Annotated in this window: 14 protein-coding genes and 1 pseudogene; 6 read left to right on the top strand and 9 right to left on the bottom strand. The window is 66.1% G+C overall.

The window, feature by feature from the left end; genetic code table 11:
- Window positions 1-36: 36 nt before the first annotated feature.
- From AC57BR_RS20850 to AC57BR_RS20830, 5 genes and pseudogenes are all read left to right on the top strand, one after another.
- Window positions 37-651: a hypothetical protein gene (locus AC57BR_RS20850; protein WP_496364064.1), complete on the top strand. Its 615-nt coding sequence runs from the start codon at window positions 37-39 to the stop codon at window positions 649-651.
- 113 nt (window positions 652-764) lie between these two features.
- A complete protein-coding gene (locus AC57BR_RS20845) occupies window positions 765-1,532 on the top strand; it encodes a YcnI family copper-binding membrane protein (RefSeq protein ID WP_496364062.1) in 768 nt (255 codons plus the stop codon).
- 321 nt (window positions 1,533-1,853) lie between these two features.
- Window positions 1,854-3,332, top strand: a complete 1,479-nt coding sequence (locus AC57BR_RS20840) for a PepSY-associated TM helix domain-containing protein (RefSeq protein ID WP_496364060.1) — start codon at window positions 1,854-1,856, stop codon at window positions 3,330-3,332.
- 107 nt (window positions 3,333-3,439) lie between these two features.
- A pseudogene (locus AC57BR_RS20835) lies at window positions 3,440-3,617 on the top strand (CsbD family protein).
- A 624-nt stretch (window positions 3,618-4,241) separates the two neighbouring features.
- Entirely contained in the window at window positions 4,242-5,303 is a 1,062-nt protein-coding gene (locus tag AC57BR_RS20830; RefSeq protein ID WP_496364058.1) for a glycoside hydrolase family 3 N-terminal domain-containing protein, read from the top strand.
- 262 nt (window positions 5,304-5,565) lie between these two features.
- Here AC57BR_RS20830 and AC57BR_RS20825 read toward each other — a convergent pair whose 3' ends face one another.
- From AC57BR_RS20825 to AC57BR_RS20815, 3 genes are all read right to left on the bottom strand, one after another.
- Window positions 5,566-6,240, bottom strand: coding sequence for a DUF1345 domain-containing protein (locus AC57BR_RS20825; protein ID WP_496364056.1), 675 nt, complete (start codon window positions 6,238-6,240; stop codon window positions 5,566-5,568).
- A gap of 138 nt (window positions 6,241-6,378) precedes the next feature.
- Complete coding sequence (locus tag AC57BR_RS20820; RefSeq protein WP_496364054.1) at window positions 6,379-7,344, bottom strand: polysaccharide deacetylase family protein; 966 nt, start codon at window positions 7,342-7,344, stop codon at window positions 6,379-6,381.
- Between the two features lie 48 nt (window positions 7,345-7,392).
- A complete protein-coding gene (locus AC57BR_RS20815) occupies window positions 7,393-8,922 on the bottom strand; it encodes a purine-cytosine permease family protein (protein ID WP_496364052.1) in 1,530 nt (509 codons plus the stop codon).
- A gap of 133 nt (window positions 8,923-9,055) precedes the next feature.
- Here AC57BR_RS20815 and AC57BR_RS20810 point away from each other — a divergent pair, with 133 nt between their 5' ends.
- The gene (locus AC57BR_RS20810) at window positions 9,056-10,687 is read left to right on the top strand and encodes a PucR family transcriptional regulator (RefSeq protein WP_496364050.1); all 1,632 of its coding nucleotides are present in this window, start codon (window positions 9,056-9,058) and stop codon (window positions 10,685-10,687) included.
- Window positions 10,688-10,952: 265 nt separating this feature from the next.
- Here AC57BR_RS20810 and AC57BR_RS20805 read toward each other — a convergent pair whose 3' ends face one another.
- From AC57BR_RS20805 to AC57BR_RS20780, 6 genes are all read right to left on the bottom strand, one after another.
- Window positions 10,953-11,369: a YybH family protein gene (locus AC57BR_RS20805; protein WP_496364048.1), complete on the bottom strand. Its 417-nt coding sequence runs from the start codon at window positions 11,367-11,369 to the stop codon at window positions 10,953-10,955.
- A gap of 223 nt (window positions 11,370-11,592) precedes the next feature.
- Window positions 11,593-12,675 (bottom strand): LacI family DNA-binding transcriptional regulator, encoded by a 1,083-nt coding sequence (locus tag AC57BR_RS20800; protein ID WP_496364046.1) that lies wholly within the window; start codon window positions 12,673-12,675, stop codon window positions 11,593-11,595.
- Between the two features lie 38 nt (window positions 12,676-12,713).
- Window positions 12,714-13,616 (bottom strand): carbohydrate ABC transporter permease, encoded by a 903-nt coding sequence (locus AC57BR_RS20795; RefSeq protein ID WP_496364044.1) that lies wholly within the window; start codon window positions 13,614-13,616, stop codon window positions 12,714-12,716.
- Window positions 13,613-14,494, bottom strand: coding sequence for a carbohydrate ABC transporter permease (locus AC57BR_RS20790; RefSeq protein WP_496364042.1), 882 nt, complete (start codon window positions 14,492-14,494; stop codon window positions 13,613-13,615). The genes AC57BR_RS20795 and AC57BR_RS20790 overlap by 4 nt, the downstream gene beginning before the upstream one ends.
- 47 nt (window positions 14,495-14,541) lie before the next feature.
- On the bottom strand, window positions 14,542-15,876 hold the full coding sequence (locus AC57BR_RS20785; RefSeq protein ID WP_496364040.1) for an ABC transporter substrate-binding protein: 1,335 nt from the start codon (window positions 15,874-15,876) through the stop codon (window positions 14,542-14,544).
- A gap of 49 nt (window positions 15,877-15,925) precedes the next feature.
- Window positions 15,926-17,362, bottom strand: a complete 1,437-nt coding sequence (locus tag AC57BR_RS20780) for a glycoside hydrolase (protein WP_496364038.1) — start codon at window positions 17,360-17,362, stop codon at window positions 15,926-15,928.
- Window positions 17,363-17,411: the final 49 nt, after the last annotated feature.

Genomic DNA, 17,411 nt, shown 5'->3' with positions numbered 1-17,411 from the left:
GAAGCCAATGTCGTCGCCCAGGAGAAAGGACAGCCCGTGAAGCCGCATGCTTCGTTCCGCCTGTTCCGCTCCGGGCTGATCGGATCCATCGTCCTGGGCCTGGCCGCCGGCGGGCACCTTGCCGGTGGGGGCCAGCTGCCCGCGCCGGCAATCCTCGCGGCCCTGTGCGCCGTGACCATGGTTCCGGTCGCGGCCCTGACGCGTTTCAAGCTGTCGCTGCCGGTTCTCACCGGGCTGATTGGCGGCGGGCAGGCCTGGCTTCACTGGGCGTTCGACGCCATGTCCGCGGAAACTCCGACGGCGATTTCCCCGGCGCTGCTTTCCGGGCACGCCGGGCACGCGCCGGCATCCCTCAACCACGAGGCGCTGATGATGGCCGCCCCGGCCCACGGGGCTGCACCGGACGGGCTCATGTTCGCCGCCCACGCCGTCGCCACCCTGGCCACGGCGCTGCTCCTTGCCCATGGCGAACGCATCCTCGGCGTGCTGGCCGACTGGCTGGGCCCGCTGTTTCGGGACCCAGAACCGGTCGTCGTCGTTCCCGCCCGTGCACCCTTCCCATGCGCCGCTGCTGCGGTCCTTCCGCCCAGGCACCACTCGGTTCGCCTGCCTTCCCGGCGCGGACCCCCGCTGCTCGCCGCCGCCGCGTAGAGACAGTTCCTTTCACAACTGGCAGGAACTTCCGACGGCGGTTCTTCCGCTTTCCGGACAGGCCCTAGGCCTGATTTTCCTGACCCCCTAAACCTGTGAAAGGCACTCCTGCCATGAATACCTCCCTTCGCCGTACCCTCAAGAGCACCGCGGCCGCCACGCTGGCGGCCGGAATCCTGGCCGCAGGCGCGGCCGCCGCTTCCGCCCACGTCACCGTCGACCCCTCCGCCACCGCCGAGGGCGGCTTCACCAAGCTGACGTTCAGCGTCCCCAACGAATCCGAGACCGCCAAGACCAACCGGCTCGAGGTCAAGCTCCCCACGGACACCCCGCTGACCTCCGTCTCGGTGCTGCCCATCGATGGATGGAAGGCCCAGGTCATCACCACCACCCTGCCCAAGCCGGTCGAGGTCGCCGGGGCAACCGTGACCAAGGCGCCCACCAGCGTGGTCTGGACTGCTGACGCCGCGCACCAGATCGGGCAGAACCAGTTCCAGATGTTCACCCTGTCCGTCGGCCGCCTCCCCGCAGCCGGCACCACGGTGATCCTGCCCGCGGCGCAGGGCTACACGGACGGGACCACCGTCAACTGGGCCGACGCCGCAGCCGAGCACCACCACGCCTCCGCAACGTCGTCCGCGCCCGCCGCGGAAGCTAAAAAGTCCCGCCCTGCACCGACCTTCGTCACCACGGCGGCCGAAAGCGAGGGCGCGCACGCAGAGGCTAGCCCCGCGGCCACGCAGGCGTCGGCAGTGACGGCCGCTTCGGCTTCCTCCTCAGGTGGCGACACCGCCGGATGGGTCGGGCTGGCCGCAGGACTGATCGGCCTCGCCGCGGGCGTGACAGCGCTGGCCCGTACCCGCGCCAGCCGCGGCAACTAGGCACCGCGTACCAGCCCAAGCTGTATCTGGCCCAAGCGGTAACCGGCCCTCCAACGGTTAGGCGTTGAGCGCCTCACGCCCGGTTCATCGGGCGTGAGGCTGCTTCGCGCTACCCACAAACACTTCGCGCTGCCCAAACGCCTTCCGCCCTGCTTCGGGACGCCACGCGCCGGTGCCACGCGCCGCGCTGCCGGCGAACAGGCCGTCCCAACGGGCCCAACGGGCCATCCAAGCGCTTCCGACGCGGCCATCCCGGCTCGCCCCGATCGGCCCTCCCAAAGCGCATTGCAGCAGCGCCACGAAAACTCGAAAGACAAAACGATGACTGTATTAGCCAACCCTCAAAAGTCCACCCAACCAACCCCGCCGGACAATGTTCCCGCCGGCAACGTACCGGAAGGCCGCGGATGGTTCCGCGCGTTCCTGCTCCGGCTCCACTTCTACGCCGGCATCCTCGCCGGTCCCTTCCTGCTCATCGCCGCCCTCAGCGGCGGCCTCTACGCCATCACGCCCCAGTTGGAACAGGCCGTCTACACCAAGGAACTGCATGTCCCCGCGGTCGCGAAGCCGCTGCCGCTTTCGGCCCAAGTGAAGGCAGCCATCGACTCCGCCGGCGGCGCCACGCCGGTCACCGTCCGCCCGGCGCCCGGCCCCGAGGACACCACCCGCGTCCTCTTCTCCGACCCATCGCTGGGTGAATCCGAGTACAGGACCGTCTTCGTGAATCCCGGCACCGGAGAAATCCGCGGCGACCTCACCACCTACGGCAGCAGCGGCGCGCTGCCGATGCGCACCTGGATCTCCAACCTCCACCGCTCCCTGAACCTCGGCGAGCCCGGCCGGATCTACAGCGAGCTGGCCGCCTCCTGGCTGTGGGTGGTCGCGCTCGGCGGGCTGGGTCTATGGATCGACAGGATCCGCCGACGCCGGACATCACCCCCGAAGACCCGGCCCGCTTCCGGCAGGGCCAAGACGGTCTGGCTCCACGGCACCACCGGCACCGTCCTGCTCGCCGTATTCCTGTTCCTCTCCGCCTCCGGCCTGACCTGGTCCGCCAACGCGGGCGACAACATCACGGCCCTGCGGACCAGCCTCGGCTGGCTCACCCCCACCGTTTCCACATCTTTGAACGGGCAGCCCTCAGCACCGGCCGGCGATCACTCCGGCCACGGCTCGTCGTCGGCACCCGCCAGCGCTGCAGCGGACCCGGCAGCATACGACACCGTCCAACGGATCGCCCGGGCAGACATCATCACAGCACCGATGGTCGATATCAAGCCGCCTGCCTCCGCGGGGAAGGCCTGGACCGTGACCGAGGCAGGCAGGGAATGGCCGGCCACGGCGAGCGCTGTGGCCATCGACCCGGCTACCGAGAAGGTCACCAGCCGCGCCGATTTCAAGGACTTCGGCCTGGCGGCGAAGCTGACCCGCTGGGCCATCGCGGCGCACATGGGCCTGCTCTTCGGCCTGCCGAACCAGCTCGTCCTGCTCGCAGTGGCCGCCGGTCTGGCCGCGATGGTGGTCTGGGGTTATGTGATGTGGTGGAAGCGCCGGCCCACCCGCGGCAGCGCCTTGGCGATGGGCAGGCCGGCACCGCGTGGAGCCTTCCTCCGCGGACACTGGGCAGGAGTCCTAACCGCGATCACGGTGATGGTCGTCGTGGGCATGTTCCTGCCGCTCCTTGGCTGGAGTCTGCTCGGTTTCATCCTCCTGGACGCGGCGATAGCGGAAGCCAGGCGCCGTCGTCGTTCGTTGGAACCGGAAGCCGCAAGGGAACCGGAGCAGCTGCCCTCGCGGTAGCGCCCTGGCGCGCAAAGTGGGCATGGCCGCCCCGGCCCGCCGTCGATAGACTGAGAATGGCCGCCGCGGCAGCAGGCCGCCCCGGCTTTCCCGAACAGGAGGTCACGATGGGTTTGGGTGACAAGATCCACAACGCCGCCGAAAAACTCCCACGGCAGAAGCAAGGAAGCGGCCGGGCGCGCGACCGGAGACGAACGGCTCCGGTCCGAGGGCAGGGCCCGCCACATCAGGGCCGACCTCAAGCAGGCCGGCGAAAAGATTAAGGACGCCTTCAGAAGGCACTAAGGTCCCGCGTTAGAGCTCGAGGCCCTGTCCGGTAAGAGCGGACAGGGCCTCGCCGTGTCTGCGTGCCCGGACGCTGTAAGGCTGGAGAGGCATTAAAAAAACGTTAAGATTGGCGCCGCCAGCGGAGGAGCTGCTGTTGCGGCGAAGGGCGGCACAGTACCGTTGATCCATGCCGTCCTGCGATGGCCCCCCAACACCGCAGGGCGGCATTTCTATGCCCTCCGGCGGGTGCATGCCCTTCTTCGGGTCCGTGCCGTTCAGTGCAGCCCGGTGCACGGTTTCGCAAAAAAGGCCGCCTGATGTGGCTTCGAAGCGGCCATTTTTGGTGAAACGACGCTGCGCAGCCGCGTGGCTCCGACGCCGCTGAAACGGCGTACTCTCATTGGTATATGTGTGCCCCAGCAAAGCCGTGTGAACATGCGTCATCTGAGTAGATTGTCAGTTCTGGGAGCAGCGCTCTTGCTTGCTCTGTCTGCAGCGGGCGGCCCGCCCCAGTCCGCAACGAGTAAATCCCTATCGGCGACGAGCGCAGCGTTCCTGCCCGCAACGAACCAGCCCCCAACAAGCCAGCGAGCAGCTGTCCCCCGTTCTGTCCGCCAGGCCGCCGTCCGCCATGCTGCCACTGTGACGGCGGCGCCCGTGACGGCGGCGCCCACTCCGGCGCAGCAGCTCGCCCGGCTCACCCTGCCTCAGCGCGTCGGACAACTGTTCATGGTGGCGGCCACGGCCACTGGAGCGGACGCCAACACCATGTCCGACCTCACCAGGTTCCATGTGGGGAATGTCTATCTTGCGGGGCGCAGCCGTGCGGGCACCGCCGCGACGGCCGCCGTCGTCCGCCGGATGACCGCCACCGTGTCGGCGGCCACCACCGGCGGCATCCGCCTTGCCGTAGCGACGGACCAGGAGGGCGGCTTTGTCCAGGTCCTCAGCGGGCCGGGGTTCTCGGCGATCCCCACAGCGCTGTCCCAAGGAACACAGACGACCGCGGCCCTCCAGGCAAACGCGCGGGTGTGGGGAAGCCAGTTGCGCGCTGCCGGGCTCACGATGAACCTGGCGCCGGTTCTGGACACCGTGCCGAGCAGACAGTTCGCCCCGCGCAACGCGCCCATCGGGTTTTTCGCCCGCGAATACGGGTTCACGCCGCAGGCGGTCTCGGCCCATGGCGGCGCCTTCGCGGCCGGCATGCGCTCGGCGGGCATCGCACCCGTGATCAAGCATTTTCCGGGCCTGGGCCGAGTCGTCCTGAACACGGACACCAGCCGGAACGTCAGGGACACCGTGACCACGCGCACCGACCCGTACCTGCTGCCGTTCCGGACGGCGATCCAGTCGGGCGCCAGGTGGGTCATGGTCTCGAGCGCCTATTACACGCGCATCGACCCCGGCCACATCGCCCCGTTCTCGCCTCTGATCATGCGGACGATGCTGCGCACGGACCTGCATTTCACCGGCGTCGTCCTGTCCGATGATCTCTGCAACGCGGCGCAGTTGGCTCCGTGGGCCCTGGGCACGCGGGCCACGAGCTTCATCAACGCCGGCGGAACCATGCTGCTGTGTGCGAACGCCCGCTCCGTTCCGGCAATGTACACCGCCGTGCTGCAGCTGGCCCAGCACAATCCGGCGTTCGCCGCGGCGGTCAACGCTGCCGCCCTGAAAGTACTCACGGTGAAGGCCGGGCACTAGAGGACGTTGCTGCCCTGTTCGCCGTTTCGCCAAAAAGGGCCGGTCGGTGAGGCTTCGAAGCGGCCCTTTTTGGTAAACCGTCGAGGCAAGGGGCTTCCACACGGCCCTTTTTGGCAAAACGACGAGGCAGTGAGGCCTTGAAGCGGCCCTTTTTGGTAAACCGTCGAGGCAAGGGGCTTCCACACGGCCCTTTTTGGCAAAACGACGAGGCAGTGAGGCCTTGAAGCGGCCCTTTTTGGCATAGCGGCGAGCCGAGGACCCGTCAGGCGACCAGGCCGGAGACCAGGTTGATGGTGGTGGCCAGCACGATCGCGCCCAGCAGGTAGGACAGCAGCCCGTGGCGGAGCACCGCGCCGCGCATGGCGTCGGTCTTGAGGTTGGTGTCCGAGACCTGGTAGGCCATGCCCACGGTGAAGGCCAGGTATGCGAAGTCCGTGTAGCGCGGCGGATCGTCCTGGTTGAAGTCGACGCCGCTCTTGTCGCGGTAGTAGATGGAGGCGTAGCGCAGCGTGTAGAGCGTGTGCACGAGGAACCAGGACAAGGTTGAGGTCCCCAGCCCGAGCGCGATAATGCCCGATTTGGCTCCCCCTTGGCTGTTGGAAGCGTCCAGGAGGATCAGGGCAACGCCACCGAAGCTTGCCACGGTAGCGGCCAGCACCAGGGCGTCGGATGCGGCCCGGCCGGGATCGTCGCGCCGCGCGTGGGCCGCCGTGGCCGCCGCCGGCAGGCGCCCGATGACCGCCCACACCCAGATGAGGTAGGTGGCTGAGGCGGCCGCCCACCCCATGGCCGGCGCATAGGTCCATGACTGCAGGAGCCCGACGGCACCAGCCACGGCCAGTCCGACGACGGCCATTACCAGCAACCGCAGCCGCGAATGATGCGCCGGCCGGTCGAAGTGTGATGCCTGGTGTCCTGCGCCGTCCACTCTGCTCATGGATTGATCATTGCAGTTCGGCCGGCTGCGGGGCCGAGGCGACGCGCGTGCGGAAACCCAGGAAGCGCGAACGGACACTTGGGCACGTAGCAAGGGCCTCAAATGTCCGTTCGCGCTCGAGAAGCCGCGCTAGCTGAGTTAGCTAAGAGCCGGCACTTGCACCTGGCCCGGCTTGAAGCGGGCGCCGAAACCGGGAGCAACAGGTACCTCGATGCGAGCGTGCGTGTGGACTTCGCTGACTGTCGCCTTGGTGTGCTCCGCGATCTGCTCCAGGGTTGTCACCCACATGCCGTCCATGCCCTTGACCCGCTCGATGAGCTGCTCCAGGGCCACCGCCTTGGACGGCCGGCCCGAGATGAACGGGTGGTTCGTCAGCACGAAGCAGCTTCCCTGCGAGTGGTGCGCCTGCGCCTCGAGGGTCCACATCTCCAGCACCTTGGCCGGGCTTTCGATCACGCCGCTGCCCGTCACGCCCGGATAGAACGCGTACTGCTCCCAGTCGTCCAGCGTCCAGTCCACCGGGATTTCCACGATGTCGCGGGTGTCGCCGGCACCGGAAGGAGAACCCGAGGAGACAGACATCCGGTACGGTGCATCGCCGTCGAGCAGGCTGGAGTCGTAGAGGAAGCCGCGGTCCGCGAGCAGTGCAGGCGAGTGCCAGTTCAGCTCCCACCACGGTGCCCTATACCCCACCGGCCGGATCCCTGCGACCTTCTCCAGCGCCTCAAGTCCCCGGTCAATGTAGCCCGCCTCGGTGGCTGCGTCGATCCCCTGCATCGGCTCGTGCAGGTACCCGTGGTGCGCTACCTCGTGGCCGCCGTCGACGATCTGCCGCACTACGTCGGGGTAGCTTTCCGCGGTGAAGCCGGGGATGAAGAACGTCCCGCGGATATCCTGCCGCGCGAGGATCTGCAGCAGCCGTGGCACGGCGACCTTGGGCCCGTACGACTGGTGGCTCATGAGTGACATGCGCCGGGTGCTGGTGGGATCGTGCGCGATGACGCAGGATTCGGCGTCGACATCGAAGGTGAAGGATGCGGCGGCGGTGAAACCGGCGGGCCAGGTAATGGGGTGCTGGGAATCCGCGAAGGCGCTGGTGCTCATGCCGGGGTTCCTTTCGTCAGAGGGCGAAGTGGAGAGGAAGAGAAGGATTTAGAGTTCGACGGCGGGAACGGGCTGGGGTGCCTGCGCAGCGTCAGGTGCGCTGACCGCGGCGGTGGTTCCGCCGTCGTCCGTCACCGTCACGTACGGCCGGTGCAGCCGGGGGCCGAGAACCGCGTAGACCGCGGCGCTGGTGAGTCCGCCGGCGAGCCAGGAGAGGTCCCAGCCGCCCAGGGCAACAGCGATGGGGCCCTGCATGATCGGGATGAGCCCGTACATGAACAGCCAGGTGGCTGCGATCCCGGCGAGCAGCGCGGTGATGCCGGCCCAGTTGACCACGGGCAGCCGGCGGGTGCCGACGCCGTCGAACAGCCGTTCCACCTTGCCCGGCCAGCGCTTCTCCAGCCAGAAGAAGTGCACCAGCATCACACCGCCCCAGGCTGCCACCCAGGCCACCAGGCCGATCAGCCAGGCGTCCAGCACCGAGGCGAAGTCCTCCTGGAAGATGAAGAAGACGACGGCGATGAGCGAGAAGACGCCGACGAACAGGTTGAGTTTCCGGCGGCTGATGGTGATGTCCAGCGCCTGCGTGGCCACCGAGAAGGTGTAGATGTTCAGGATGTTGGTGGCGATGGGTCCGTGGAGCACCATCAGGAGCACAGGCAGCGCCATGGCGCCGAAGTTCTGGACGATCAGCTTGCCAGGGTCGACTTCGCCGCTGTTGGTGGCGAGGCTCGCGCCGAGGACGCCGAGCCAGACGACGGGGATGAACTGGCCCAGGACAGAGGCCAGGTAGACCTTTTTCTTGGGGACGGTGGTGCTGACGAAGCGGGAGTAGTCGGCGGCGTAGGTGAACCAGGTGATGCCCCAGCCGATGCCGATGGCCGTCATCACGGCGCTCATGGCCGCGATGCGTTCGGAGCCTTCGAGGATGTTGCCCGCGGGGCCGGCGTAGGTCCAGTCGATCTTCAGGCCGAACCAAGCGACGGCAGACATGACCACCAGGATGATGATGGTGGGCGGCACGGTCCATTTTTCGAAGGCGGCGATCGCCTTGTAGCCGAACCACGCGATGGCGACCTGGGCGGCCATGATGAACGTGGCGACGCCGATCTTCCAGGCGTAGTTGTGGGCGGCGGGATCGACCCAGCCGAGTTTGCCGAAGAGCGCCATGACCAGGTCGAGGATGATCCAGGTGTTGACGGCGCACCAGCCGACGACGAGCAGCGCCTGGATGGCGGCCGGGAGGTAGTTGCCGCGGCGGCCGAAGGCGGCGCGGGCCAGGACCATGCCGGTGGCGCCGGTCTTCTGACCCAGCAGGACGAAGCAGCCAAAGAGCAGCATGCCGATCAGGTTGCCGAGAACCAGGACGGTGACGGTGTCGGCGAAGCCCAGGCCCAGGTTGATGCCCAGGGCGCCGAGGACCCAGTTGATCGGGGCAAGGTTTGCGCCCGCCCAGATCCAGAACTGGCCCGACACCTTGCGGGTGCGCGCGGATTCCGGAATGGGCTGGAGCCAGGCTTCGAAGTCCTCGGCCTGCTCCATTGCGGGCCCGGACTGCGGTGTTGAGGAGTTGTGCATCGGAAAAGCCTCCGTGTGAGGAAGAAGAGCCTCCGTGAAGAAGGGATGCAACAAGCCTATGTGCGCCACATCACAGCAACAAGGTACGATCTGTCTAGCAGAATTCCCTTGCCTATGACGGAGTGTAAGATCAGTGTTCCTCGAAGACGTCCTGAAGCACCGGACCGTCCAGGCGGCTGACCCGCTGCTGCGGGCCGCCGCGGGCAGCGTGCCCGGCCGGCAGGTGCGGTGGGTCCACTCCAGCGAGGTTCTGGACATCGCTCCCCTGCTGCGCGGCGGCGAGCTCCTCCTCAGCGGCGGGCAGGCCCTGGCGACGGCATCCGATGAACGGCGGGTGGGCTACGTCCGCGAGCTGGCGGGCCGCGGCGTCGCCGCCCTGGCCATCGAGACCGGGCCGACGCTGCCCGACATTCCCGAGTCGATGCTCGTCACAGCTGAGTCCAACGGTCTGCCGCTGTACGAGCTGCGCAAAGTGGCTCCCTTTGTGGGCATCATGCAGGAGATCAACTCCATCCTGGTGAGCCAGTCCGTGGAGCTGCTGCAGCGCGGGGACGAGATCAGCCACGCCATGGCCGCCGAACTCGCCCACGGCGGCGGACTGGATGAGGTGCTCGCCGTGCTCGCCGGGCAAACCGGGACCAGCGTCCGTCTGGTGTCCCCGGCGGGGCTGACGCTGGGGAGTGCGGGTGCCAACGGCGGCGGGGGTTCCGCCGGCGGAAGTTCCGCGAGCGGTACTGCCGACGGTACTGGAGCGGCCGACGCCGGCGGTACCGCCGGCGGTTCCGGAACCGGCGCTTTGGGGACCGGTGGTTTGGGATCCGGCGGTTCCGGAACCGGCGCTTTGGGACCAGTGAGTACGACGGCGGTCGACGTTCCGGTCCGCGGTGTGCTGGCCGCCCGGCTGGAGCTGGAGGCGCCCGAGGGGATCGACCCGACGTTTGTCCGGGTGGCCGGCGAACGCTCCGTCGACATACTAGGCCTGGCACTGCTGCAGCGGATGCCGCCGGGCCTGAAGGAACTGGCGGGAGCGGAACTGATGCGCGCCGTCCATTCCGGCGCCCAGCCGTGGCGGCTGGAGCAGTTGGGGGCTGCGGCGGGGTTCGCCGTCGACGGCCCGGTGGCCGCCGTCATGATCCGTTCCGCCGCTTCCGGTCGGCTGCGCCCGGCGCTGGACAAGATTCTGGCGGAGTCGGTCCCGCGTGCCGCGAGCTATGCGGACAAGCTGGAGCTCATTGCACTGGCCGGCCTCCCGCCCGAAGGAACCCGGGCCGCGCGGGCGTCGCTGATCGAGGCGCTGGGGAACCTCGACGTCCCGGAGGGTTCCGCGATCGCCGTCGGACCTCTGGGGCAGGGCATCGGCGAGGCCGCCTGGTCCATGGCGGAGGCCCGCCGGACCCTGGATCTGGCGCCGCGGACTGGCCGCTCCGCCGGCGGACCCCGGCAGGTGCGGGATGCGGATGCTTTTAGTGCCGAGCGGCTGGCTGCCGAGAGCATCGACGGCGGTGCCCGCCGCGATTTCGTCCGCCGCACGCTGGGGCCGATTCTCGAGCACGACGAGCAGCGGAACTCGCAGCTCCTGCACACCCTGACGGTCTGGCTGGACTCCGGCTGCAACACGGCGCAGGCGGCACGCGAGCTGCACCTGGAGCGGCAGTCGATGTACCACCGGCTGCAGCGCATCTTCGACCTCTGCGGCGGCGACCCCCGGGGAACCGGCCGCCTCGCCGGCCTGCACCTGGCAACGCGCCTCGCCCCGCTCCCCTAGGACCCTTCCTCACATCCCGCCGCTTCACGGCAAACCCTTCCTCACATCCCGCCGCCTGACACCGGACCCTTCCTCAGATCCCGCCGCCTCACGGCAAACCCTTCCTCACATCCTGCCGCCTGATCCCCAACGTTTCCTCACATCCCGCCGCCTCCCACCGGACCCTTCCTCACATCCCGCCGCCTCCCACCGGACCCTTCCTCAGATCCCGCCGCCTCCAACCGGACCCTTCCTCAGATCCCGCCGTCTGATCCCCAACGCTTCCTCAGAGGACGGCGTCCGGGGGACGCGGGGCAATGACCGGGTCGGCATGGCGGTGCACCAATGCCCACCTGTCGCCCTCGGGGCGATAGACGCTCGTGACACGCAAATCAAACTGCGATATTTCGGCTCCTCCTCCAATCTTGGCCTGCCAATGTTCTATGTCGAGGAAGACGGCGAGATCGGAAGTAACGTGCCTGGTGAGGCCATCGACAGCAACGAGACGCCCGTCCCTGAAACGGGCAGCGGCTGAATCGAGGGCCTTGGATACCCGATCCCAGCCCACAACCGGAGGACCCCAGGGATTCGCAAGGGACCCGTCCTCGCCGTGGGAGAAAAAAGCCTTAGCTGGTTCCGGGTCTCCTTTGGCAAATTCATTCATCGTTTGATGAAACCGGTCGACGACCTCGTCAAGCTGCATTGTGCCCACCTCTGACTGATTGTGGCGTTCCGAGGACCGAATCCTACGCCCGGGGAACCCGGCGGTCACGAACCAACCGGGTTGGTCAATCTTGAGGTGGCAGAAACGTACGTAGGCGGACGACGGCGGGAGGTGCCGCCGTCGTCCATCAACCCGACCACGCCGCTGGGCGACGGGGATCCCAGCACTGGCCGCCTCTGAATCTAACCCTGGGCTTAGTGACCTATGCGGGCGAGTGCGCAGCCACGGATGCGCGTTCAACGGCCGGGCACGCGATCTTCACGGCGGAGTCGTTGGGGGCTTCGTCCAGGCCCAGAAGGATGCGGACTCCTGCCGCCCCGAGTTCGTAGTGGGGCAATGACACCGTGGACAGCGGAGGCCGGAGGTGAGCCGCGATAACTTCCTGGTTGTCAAAACCCACAACGGCTATGTCGTCTGGAACGGAGAGCCCGTTTTCCCGCAGGCCGTCGTAGAGGCCCATGGCCATACGGTCGTTGTAGCAGTACACGGCGGTGACGTCGCGTGTGAGTAGTTCCGTGGTTGCGCCGTATCCGCCTTCCTGATCCGGATAGGCTTCCAAAACCAGCTCGGGGTCAAACGGAATTCCGGCAGCCTCCAATGCGTCTTTGTAGCCCTGGAGCCGTCCGTCCTTGGCGGGGGCGGGGATCGTGGCGTTAATGAAGGCGATGCGCCGGTGGCCGCCGCGGAGCAGGATCTCCGTCGCTGACTGCCCGCCCTGCTCTTCGTCGGGTACCACAGCACGGGCCGTGCCCGGCTCCGGAGAAAAGCAGTTGACGAGGACGAAGTCCGCCTCGCGCAGCGTTTCCGGGATGACGGTAGGACGATGGAACCACGTCGAGTACAGGATGCCGCGCACCTTGTATTCCAGCATCATGGCGATCGCGTCCTTTTCCAGATCGCGGTTCCCCTCGGTGTTGGCTATCAGCAGCGCGTATCCGTGTTTCCAGGCTTCGTCCTGCGCTCCGTGGATGATCTGACCCGCGAACGGGGTGGTCGCTACGCCGTCCGCGACGAGTCCGATGAACTTTGAGGTGCCGCTGACCAGGGTTTTGGCCATCGCGTTGGGGCGGTAGCCGAGCTGCCGGATCGCGTCTTTGACGCGCTGACGCGTCTCCTCGGCAATGCGCGCGTTCTTCTTCTTGTTGATCACGAGCGACACCGTGGCAGTGGATACACCCGCTGCTTCAGCAACTTCGCGGAGGGTCACCGGGTGGGCGCGTTCAGGTGTCCTCGGGGCACGAACCGCAGGCGCCGGCTCGCCCGTACTTTTCTCCTTTGAAACCATCTGCCCTCCGTCAGGAGTATATCCGTCAACCGCGGCCGTCATCCTTTGGTCGCCCCGCTTTCCAGGCCCTGGATCATGGCTTTGTTGAGGACCAGGAAGACCAGCAGCAGCGGGGTGATTGTGACGCACACGGCTGCGAAGGTTGCCGTCCAGTCGACCTTGCCCATGGCGCCGATGTAGTTCTGCAGGCCCAGTGGGATGGTTTTCAGTTCCTCGGACAGGACGAAGGTGTTGGCGAAGATGAAGTCGTTCCAGATGAAGATGCTGTTGACCAGCACGACGGTCACGACGGTGTTCAGGGACAGCGGCAGGGTGATCAGGCCGAAGATCCGGTAGGGTCCGGCGCCGTCCAACGATGCCGCCTCGTAGGTTTCGCGCGGTATGTATTCGAAGAACGAGGAGAACAGGTAGACGGACATGGGCAGGGAGAACCCCGCCAGGGGAATGATCATCGACTGGTACGTATCAAGAAGGTTCACCGTGGAGTAGTCGATGAACAGCGGGACCAGTGCGATCTGGACGGGGACGATGATGCCGATGAGGAACAGCCCCCGGACCGGGCGGCTGAGGCGGAAGCCTAGGACCTGGATGGCGTAGGCGGCCATCATGCCCAGCAGCACGATCAGGACGTTGGCGCCCATCGTGACGATGAAGCTGTTCAGGATGTTTTTTCCGAGGTCCCCGGTTTCAAAGGCCCGGGCGTAATTCTCCAGGGTGAGCGCCTTGGGCAGGCCGAACGGGTCTCCAGTGGCGAAGTCGTGTTCGCTGCGCAGGCTTGTCAGGAAAAGCCAGGCGAGCGGGTAGACCTGGACGATGACGATGAGTGCGACAAGCACGCGGGACAGGGTACGGAAGGGGCTGGGGCGGCGGCGCCGGCGCTGAGGCGGCGGGGCCGCCGATGACGGGGCGGTCGGTGTTGCGGGGGCTGTCTGGGTGATCATGACTCTGCCTTCCGCTTGAGCATGACGAGGATGAGGCCGACGGCGACGAGGCACTCGATCACGATGAACACGGAGATGGTGCTGGCGTACCCGAAATCTGTACTGGTGAATGCTGTCTTGTACATGTAGGTGGTGAGGAGTTCCGAGGACTGGCCGGGGCCGCCGTTGGTCATGAGGTAGGGGATGTCGAAGCCGCGCAGCCCGTAGGTGGTGGCCATGATCGTGGTGGTGATCCATACCGGGCGGATGTGCGGAAAGCGGATCTTCGTGAACAGGGTCCACCGCGAAGCGCCGTCGAGGACGGCTGCCTCTTCCAGCTCCTTCGGGACGGAGATCAATGCTGCATAAATGATCAGCATGTACAGTCCGGTGAACCGCCAGCCTTCGGGAGCGGAGACAGCTGCGAGGACCGTGTTGACGTCCGAAAGCCAGGCGCGTTCCAGGTTGCCGAGGCCCATCCAGTTCAGGAGCTGGTTGAGCAGGCCCACGGGGTCGATGGAGTAGATGCGAACGAACAGGAAAGCGATCGCAACCGTGGAGATGACAGCCGGCAGGAGGTAGAGGGTTTTGATGAGTTCGCGGCCGCGCCGCAGCGAGGTCAGCAGGCTGGCCACCAGCAGGGCGCCACCCAACTGCAGAACCAGGCAGATGGCCAGGTATCCGAGGGCGTTGAAGAACGAGCGCCAAAAGACGTCGTCGGCGGTGAACATCCGGACGTAGTTGGCCAGACCCACGAATTCCATGTCACTGATGCCATTCCAGGAGAAGAAGCTCAGGAACAGGGACTGGAGGATTGGGAAAAGCACGGCTGCACCGTAGAGGAGCAGCGGCGGGAGCAGGAAGACCAGGACTGAGAGCCGGGACCGGTTGGGGAGCATGGCTGGGCCTTTCGGGCGGGGGACGCAGAGTCCCCCGCCGCTGGGAGTTACTTGAAGAACTTCGGGGCGTTCTGCGCGACAGTGCTGTCCATCGTGCTGGTGAACTGCTCGGGCGTGATGTCGCCCTGGACCAGGAGCACGAGCTCCTGCTGCAGCCTGCCGTTGGTGGTCGGATCGAGCTGGGTGTCCCATGGCATGGCCTGCTCATCCCCGAGATCGTTCGCCATCTCGACCGCCTTCTTGTACAGCAGAGTGGCGTTGGCTGGTATGGCCGTCTTGACGTTCGTCGTCGGGGCGAGAGCACCGGTTGCCGCGTATTCGGCGGGGTACTTCTCCAGGGCGAACTTGAGGAAGTCACTCACGAGCGGGTCGTACGTCTTGGCGTTCACTGCCATGCCGATGCCCGACGGGGAGACGAATTCGTTGGCCGTGGTGGCCGATCCTTCGGTCGTCGGAAGGGTGATGAAGTCGATGTCATCACGCACTGCGGGGTTCAGCTTCTCCGTGGCCAGGCTGGGCAGTTCCCAGGTGCCGATGTTGTACATGGCTGCCTTGCCGGAGGTGAACTGGTTCTGCGCATCGGAGTAGCCCTGCGACGAGAAGCCGTCCTGGAAGCATTTGGCCTTGCCCAGGGCGGCCAGCCATTCAACGGTCTTCTGCCCTGCCGGGTCGGAGAACTTGGCCTCGCCCTTCTTCAGTTTTTGGATGAAGTCCGGGCCGGCCTCGCGGAAGGGCTGATAGGCGGCGTAGCGTTCCAGCGGCCACTGGTCCTGTCCGTCGATTGCGATCGGGGTGATGCCCGCCTTGCGCAGGGACGTGCACATGGCGGGGATGTCGTCCAGGGACTTGGGGGCGGAAACTCCCGCCTTCTGTAGCAGGGACTTGTTGTACCAGATGAATTCGAGCTCGAACTGGAACGGGATCATGTAGAGCGAGCGGTCATCGAAGCGCTGGTAGTCCAGCGCGGCGGGCCGGTAGTTGTCGTAGACGTTGAGCGTCTTGAGCAGTTTCTCGGCGTCGACCATTTTGCCCTGTTTGGCCAGCTGCTGGGCGAAGGGGGTTGCATCGGTGTCAAAGAGCTCGGGAAGCTTGTTCGCGGCGGCGAGGGTTTCGAGCTTCTGAATGTAGGAGGGCCTGTCCGGCGTGGTGATCAAGTTCAGGGAGAACCCCGGGTGGTCCTTGGCGTAGTCGTCGGCAAGCTTCTTCATGATGTTGATGACGGCGCCGTCGGCCGGGCGGGACAACAGCCATGATATTTCGCGGGGCTTGATTTCGCCGGTGGGGGTGACGTTGGAGGGGTTGCTGGCCCCTCCGCCGCCGCAGCCGGCCAGGGCCAGGGCGGTGACTGCTGCCACGGCAGCGGTTCGGAACAGTTTTTTCATTGCGGCAATCTTCCTTGATTGGAACGGACGAGGAGGGTGAATGACTTATTCAGCTGTTGGAGCGCTGACGTATCTCAAGTTCGGTGACGGCGGCGGAACCTTCGCCGGCGAACACGCCGAGCCGGCCTTCCGGCAGGTCGTAAATTCTGGTGCTGAGGGACACCTGGCGGTCCAGGACCACGACGCAGAGGTCGCCGTCCACGACAACCTCGAGCATGTGTTCCCCGGGGCTGAGGTTGCAGGGTCGCTCCAGCTCTATGTCGAACGGAACATCCCCGGAGACCTGCCACTGTGCGTCACCGGTGATGTTGCGGGGCCACCGGTCAAACACCATGCGGCCGCGTTTCGGTTCCAGGCGGATGATGTAGGACCGGTCTCCGTCCGCGCTGGAGCGCAGCAACAGCCCGCATTCGCTGGTATTGGCACCGATGTCCAACACCGCCTTCGCGTAGAACTGGCTGGGCAGGTCCTCGTCGGAAATGACGGCGGTATATCCGTCCGGCGCATTCAGCCGTGTGGGCAGATCGTTTGTCAGCGACACCGGAACGTCGTCCCAGAAGCTGTCCACGAGTTCATCCGCAAACGAAAATCCCAATGTTCCATCCGCGTTCTGGCGGGCTTCCAGCACGGACATCGTGCCGGCCCACTGCCAGGGCCCTTGATCGGAGTTGCCTTCCTTGCTGGCGATCCATCCGAAGAAGAAGCGGCGTCCATGGCGCTCCGCGGTCTTTGAGGCGTAGAAGGCACGGCCGTCGATGCTGTCCAGATTCGGCACAGTCCACGGACCGTTGGGGCTTTTGGCCATGCGGTAGCGGGTGGTAAATGACTCGGAGAACTCGGAATAGACCATGTACCACCAGTCACCCCAGGCGAAGACGTCCGGGCATTCATGGGTGATGTAGCGCCGGGGATCCCAGAACGGCTCGGCGTACTGCCAGGTCTTCAGGTCAGCTGATACGCACTGGGCGATGACGCCGCGGCGGCGTTCCGGCCCGGTGGAATGCCGCGCCGCCAGAAGCATCCTCCACTGCCCGGCTTCCTCGTCCCGGAAGACAAAGGGGTCACGCCAGTCGCCGGATTCGTAGCCTTCAGGGGCGCCGAAGGTGAGTTCAGGGTGCTTCGCCCATGTTTGCATGCCGTCTGTGCTCGTGGCGTGCATGACGAGCTGGAGAGGCGCGCCGTCGGCTCCGATGTTGCGTGGGTTCTGGCCTGTGTAGAAGAGGTGGTGGGTACCGGTGCCGTCGACGACGATACTGCCGGTGTAGGCGTTGAAGTCCAAATCGGTTTCGCTGCCGTGGTGCAGTGCGATGCCATGGTTCTCAAACTGCGTCAGGTCCTTGGTGGTGACGAGGTTCCATGAGGTGCCGGGCTTCGGGTCCGAGCGGACTTCGTGAAGGTAGAAGAGCCAAAACTCTCCATCCTTCTCGAAGGGAATAAGGTCCCCAACCCATCCATCGGTGGGCTGGAAGAAGACTGGGCGTTTCATCTGCGCTGATGTCCGTTCTGCTAAAGCGTTTGATCACGAGTAAGTTAGC

It is taken from the genome of Arthrobacter sp. BGA-UO-ETr-C19 (genome assembly GCF_059568005.1).
This window is presented reverse-complemented; position numbering and strand designations above follow the sequence as displayed.

Bases quoted from the DNA above. Each gene is read 5' to 3' on its own strand.
- AC57BR_RS20825 (WP_496364056.1), bottom strand. From the start codon at position 6,240: ATGAGCAGAGTGGACGGCGCAGGACACCAGGCATCACACTTCGACCGG.
- AC57BR_RS20805 (WP_496364048.1), bottom strand. From the start codon at position 11,369: ATGCAGCTTGACGAGGTCGTCGACCGGTTTCATCAAACGATGAATGAA.
- AC57BR_RS20790 (WP_496364042.1), bottom strand. From the start codon at position 14,494: ATGCTCCCCAACCGGTCCCGGCTCTCAGTCCTGGTCTTCCTGCTCCCG.
- AC57BR_RS20785 (WP_496364040.1), bottom strand. From the start codon at position 15,876: ATGAAAAAACTGTTCCGAACCGCTGCCGTGGCAGCAGTCACCGCCCTG.
- AC57BR_RS20840 (WP_496364060.1), top strand. From the start codon at position 1,854: ATGACTGTATTAGCCAACCCTCAAAAGTCCACCCAACCAACCCCGCCG.
- AC57BR_RS20795 (WP_496364044.1), bottom strand. From the start codon at position 13,616: ATGATCACCCAGACAGCCCCCGCAACACCGACCGCCCCGTCATCGGCG.
- AC57BR_RS20820 (WP_496364054.1), bottom strand. From the start codon at position 7,344: ATGAGCACCAGCGCCTTCGCGGATTCCCAGCACCCCATTACCTGGCCC.
- AC57BR_RS20800 (WP_496364046.1), bottom strand. From the start codon at position 12,675: ATGGTTTCAAAGGAGAAAAGTACGGGCGAGCCGGCGCCTGCGGTTCGT.
- AC57BR_RS20780 (WP_496364038.1), bottom strand. From the start codon at position 17,362: ATGAAACGCCCAGTCTTCTTCCAGCCCACCGATGGATGGGTTGGGGAC.
- AC57BR_RS20845 (WP_496364062.1), top strand. From the start codon at position 765: ATGAATACCTCCCTTCGCCGTACCCTCAAGAGCACCGCGGCCGCCACG.
- AC57BR_RS20815 (WP_496364052.1), bottom strand. From the start codon at position 8,922: ATGCACAACTCCTCAACACCGCAGTCCGGGCCCGCAATGGAGCAGGCC.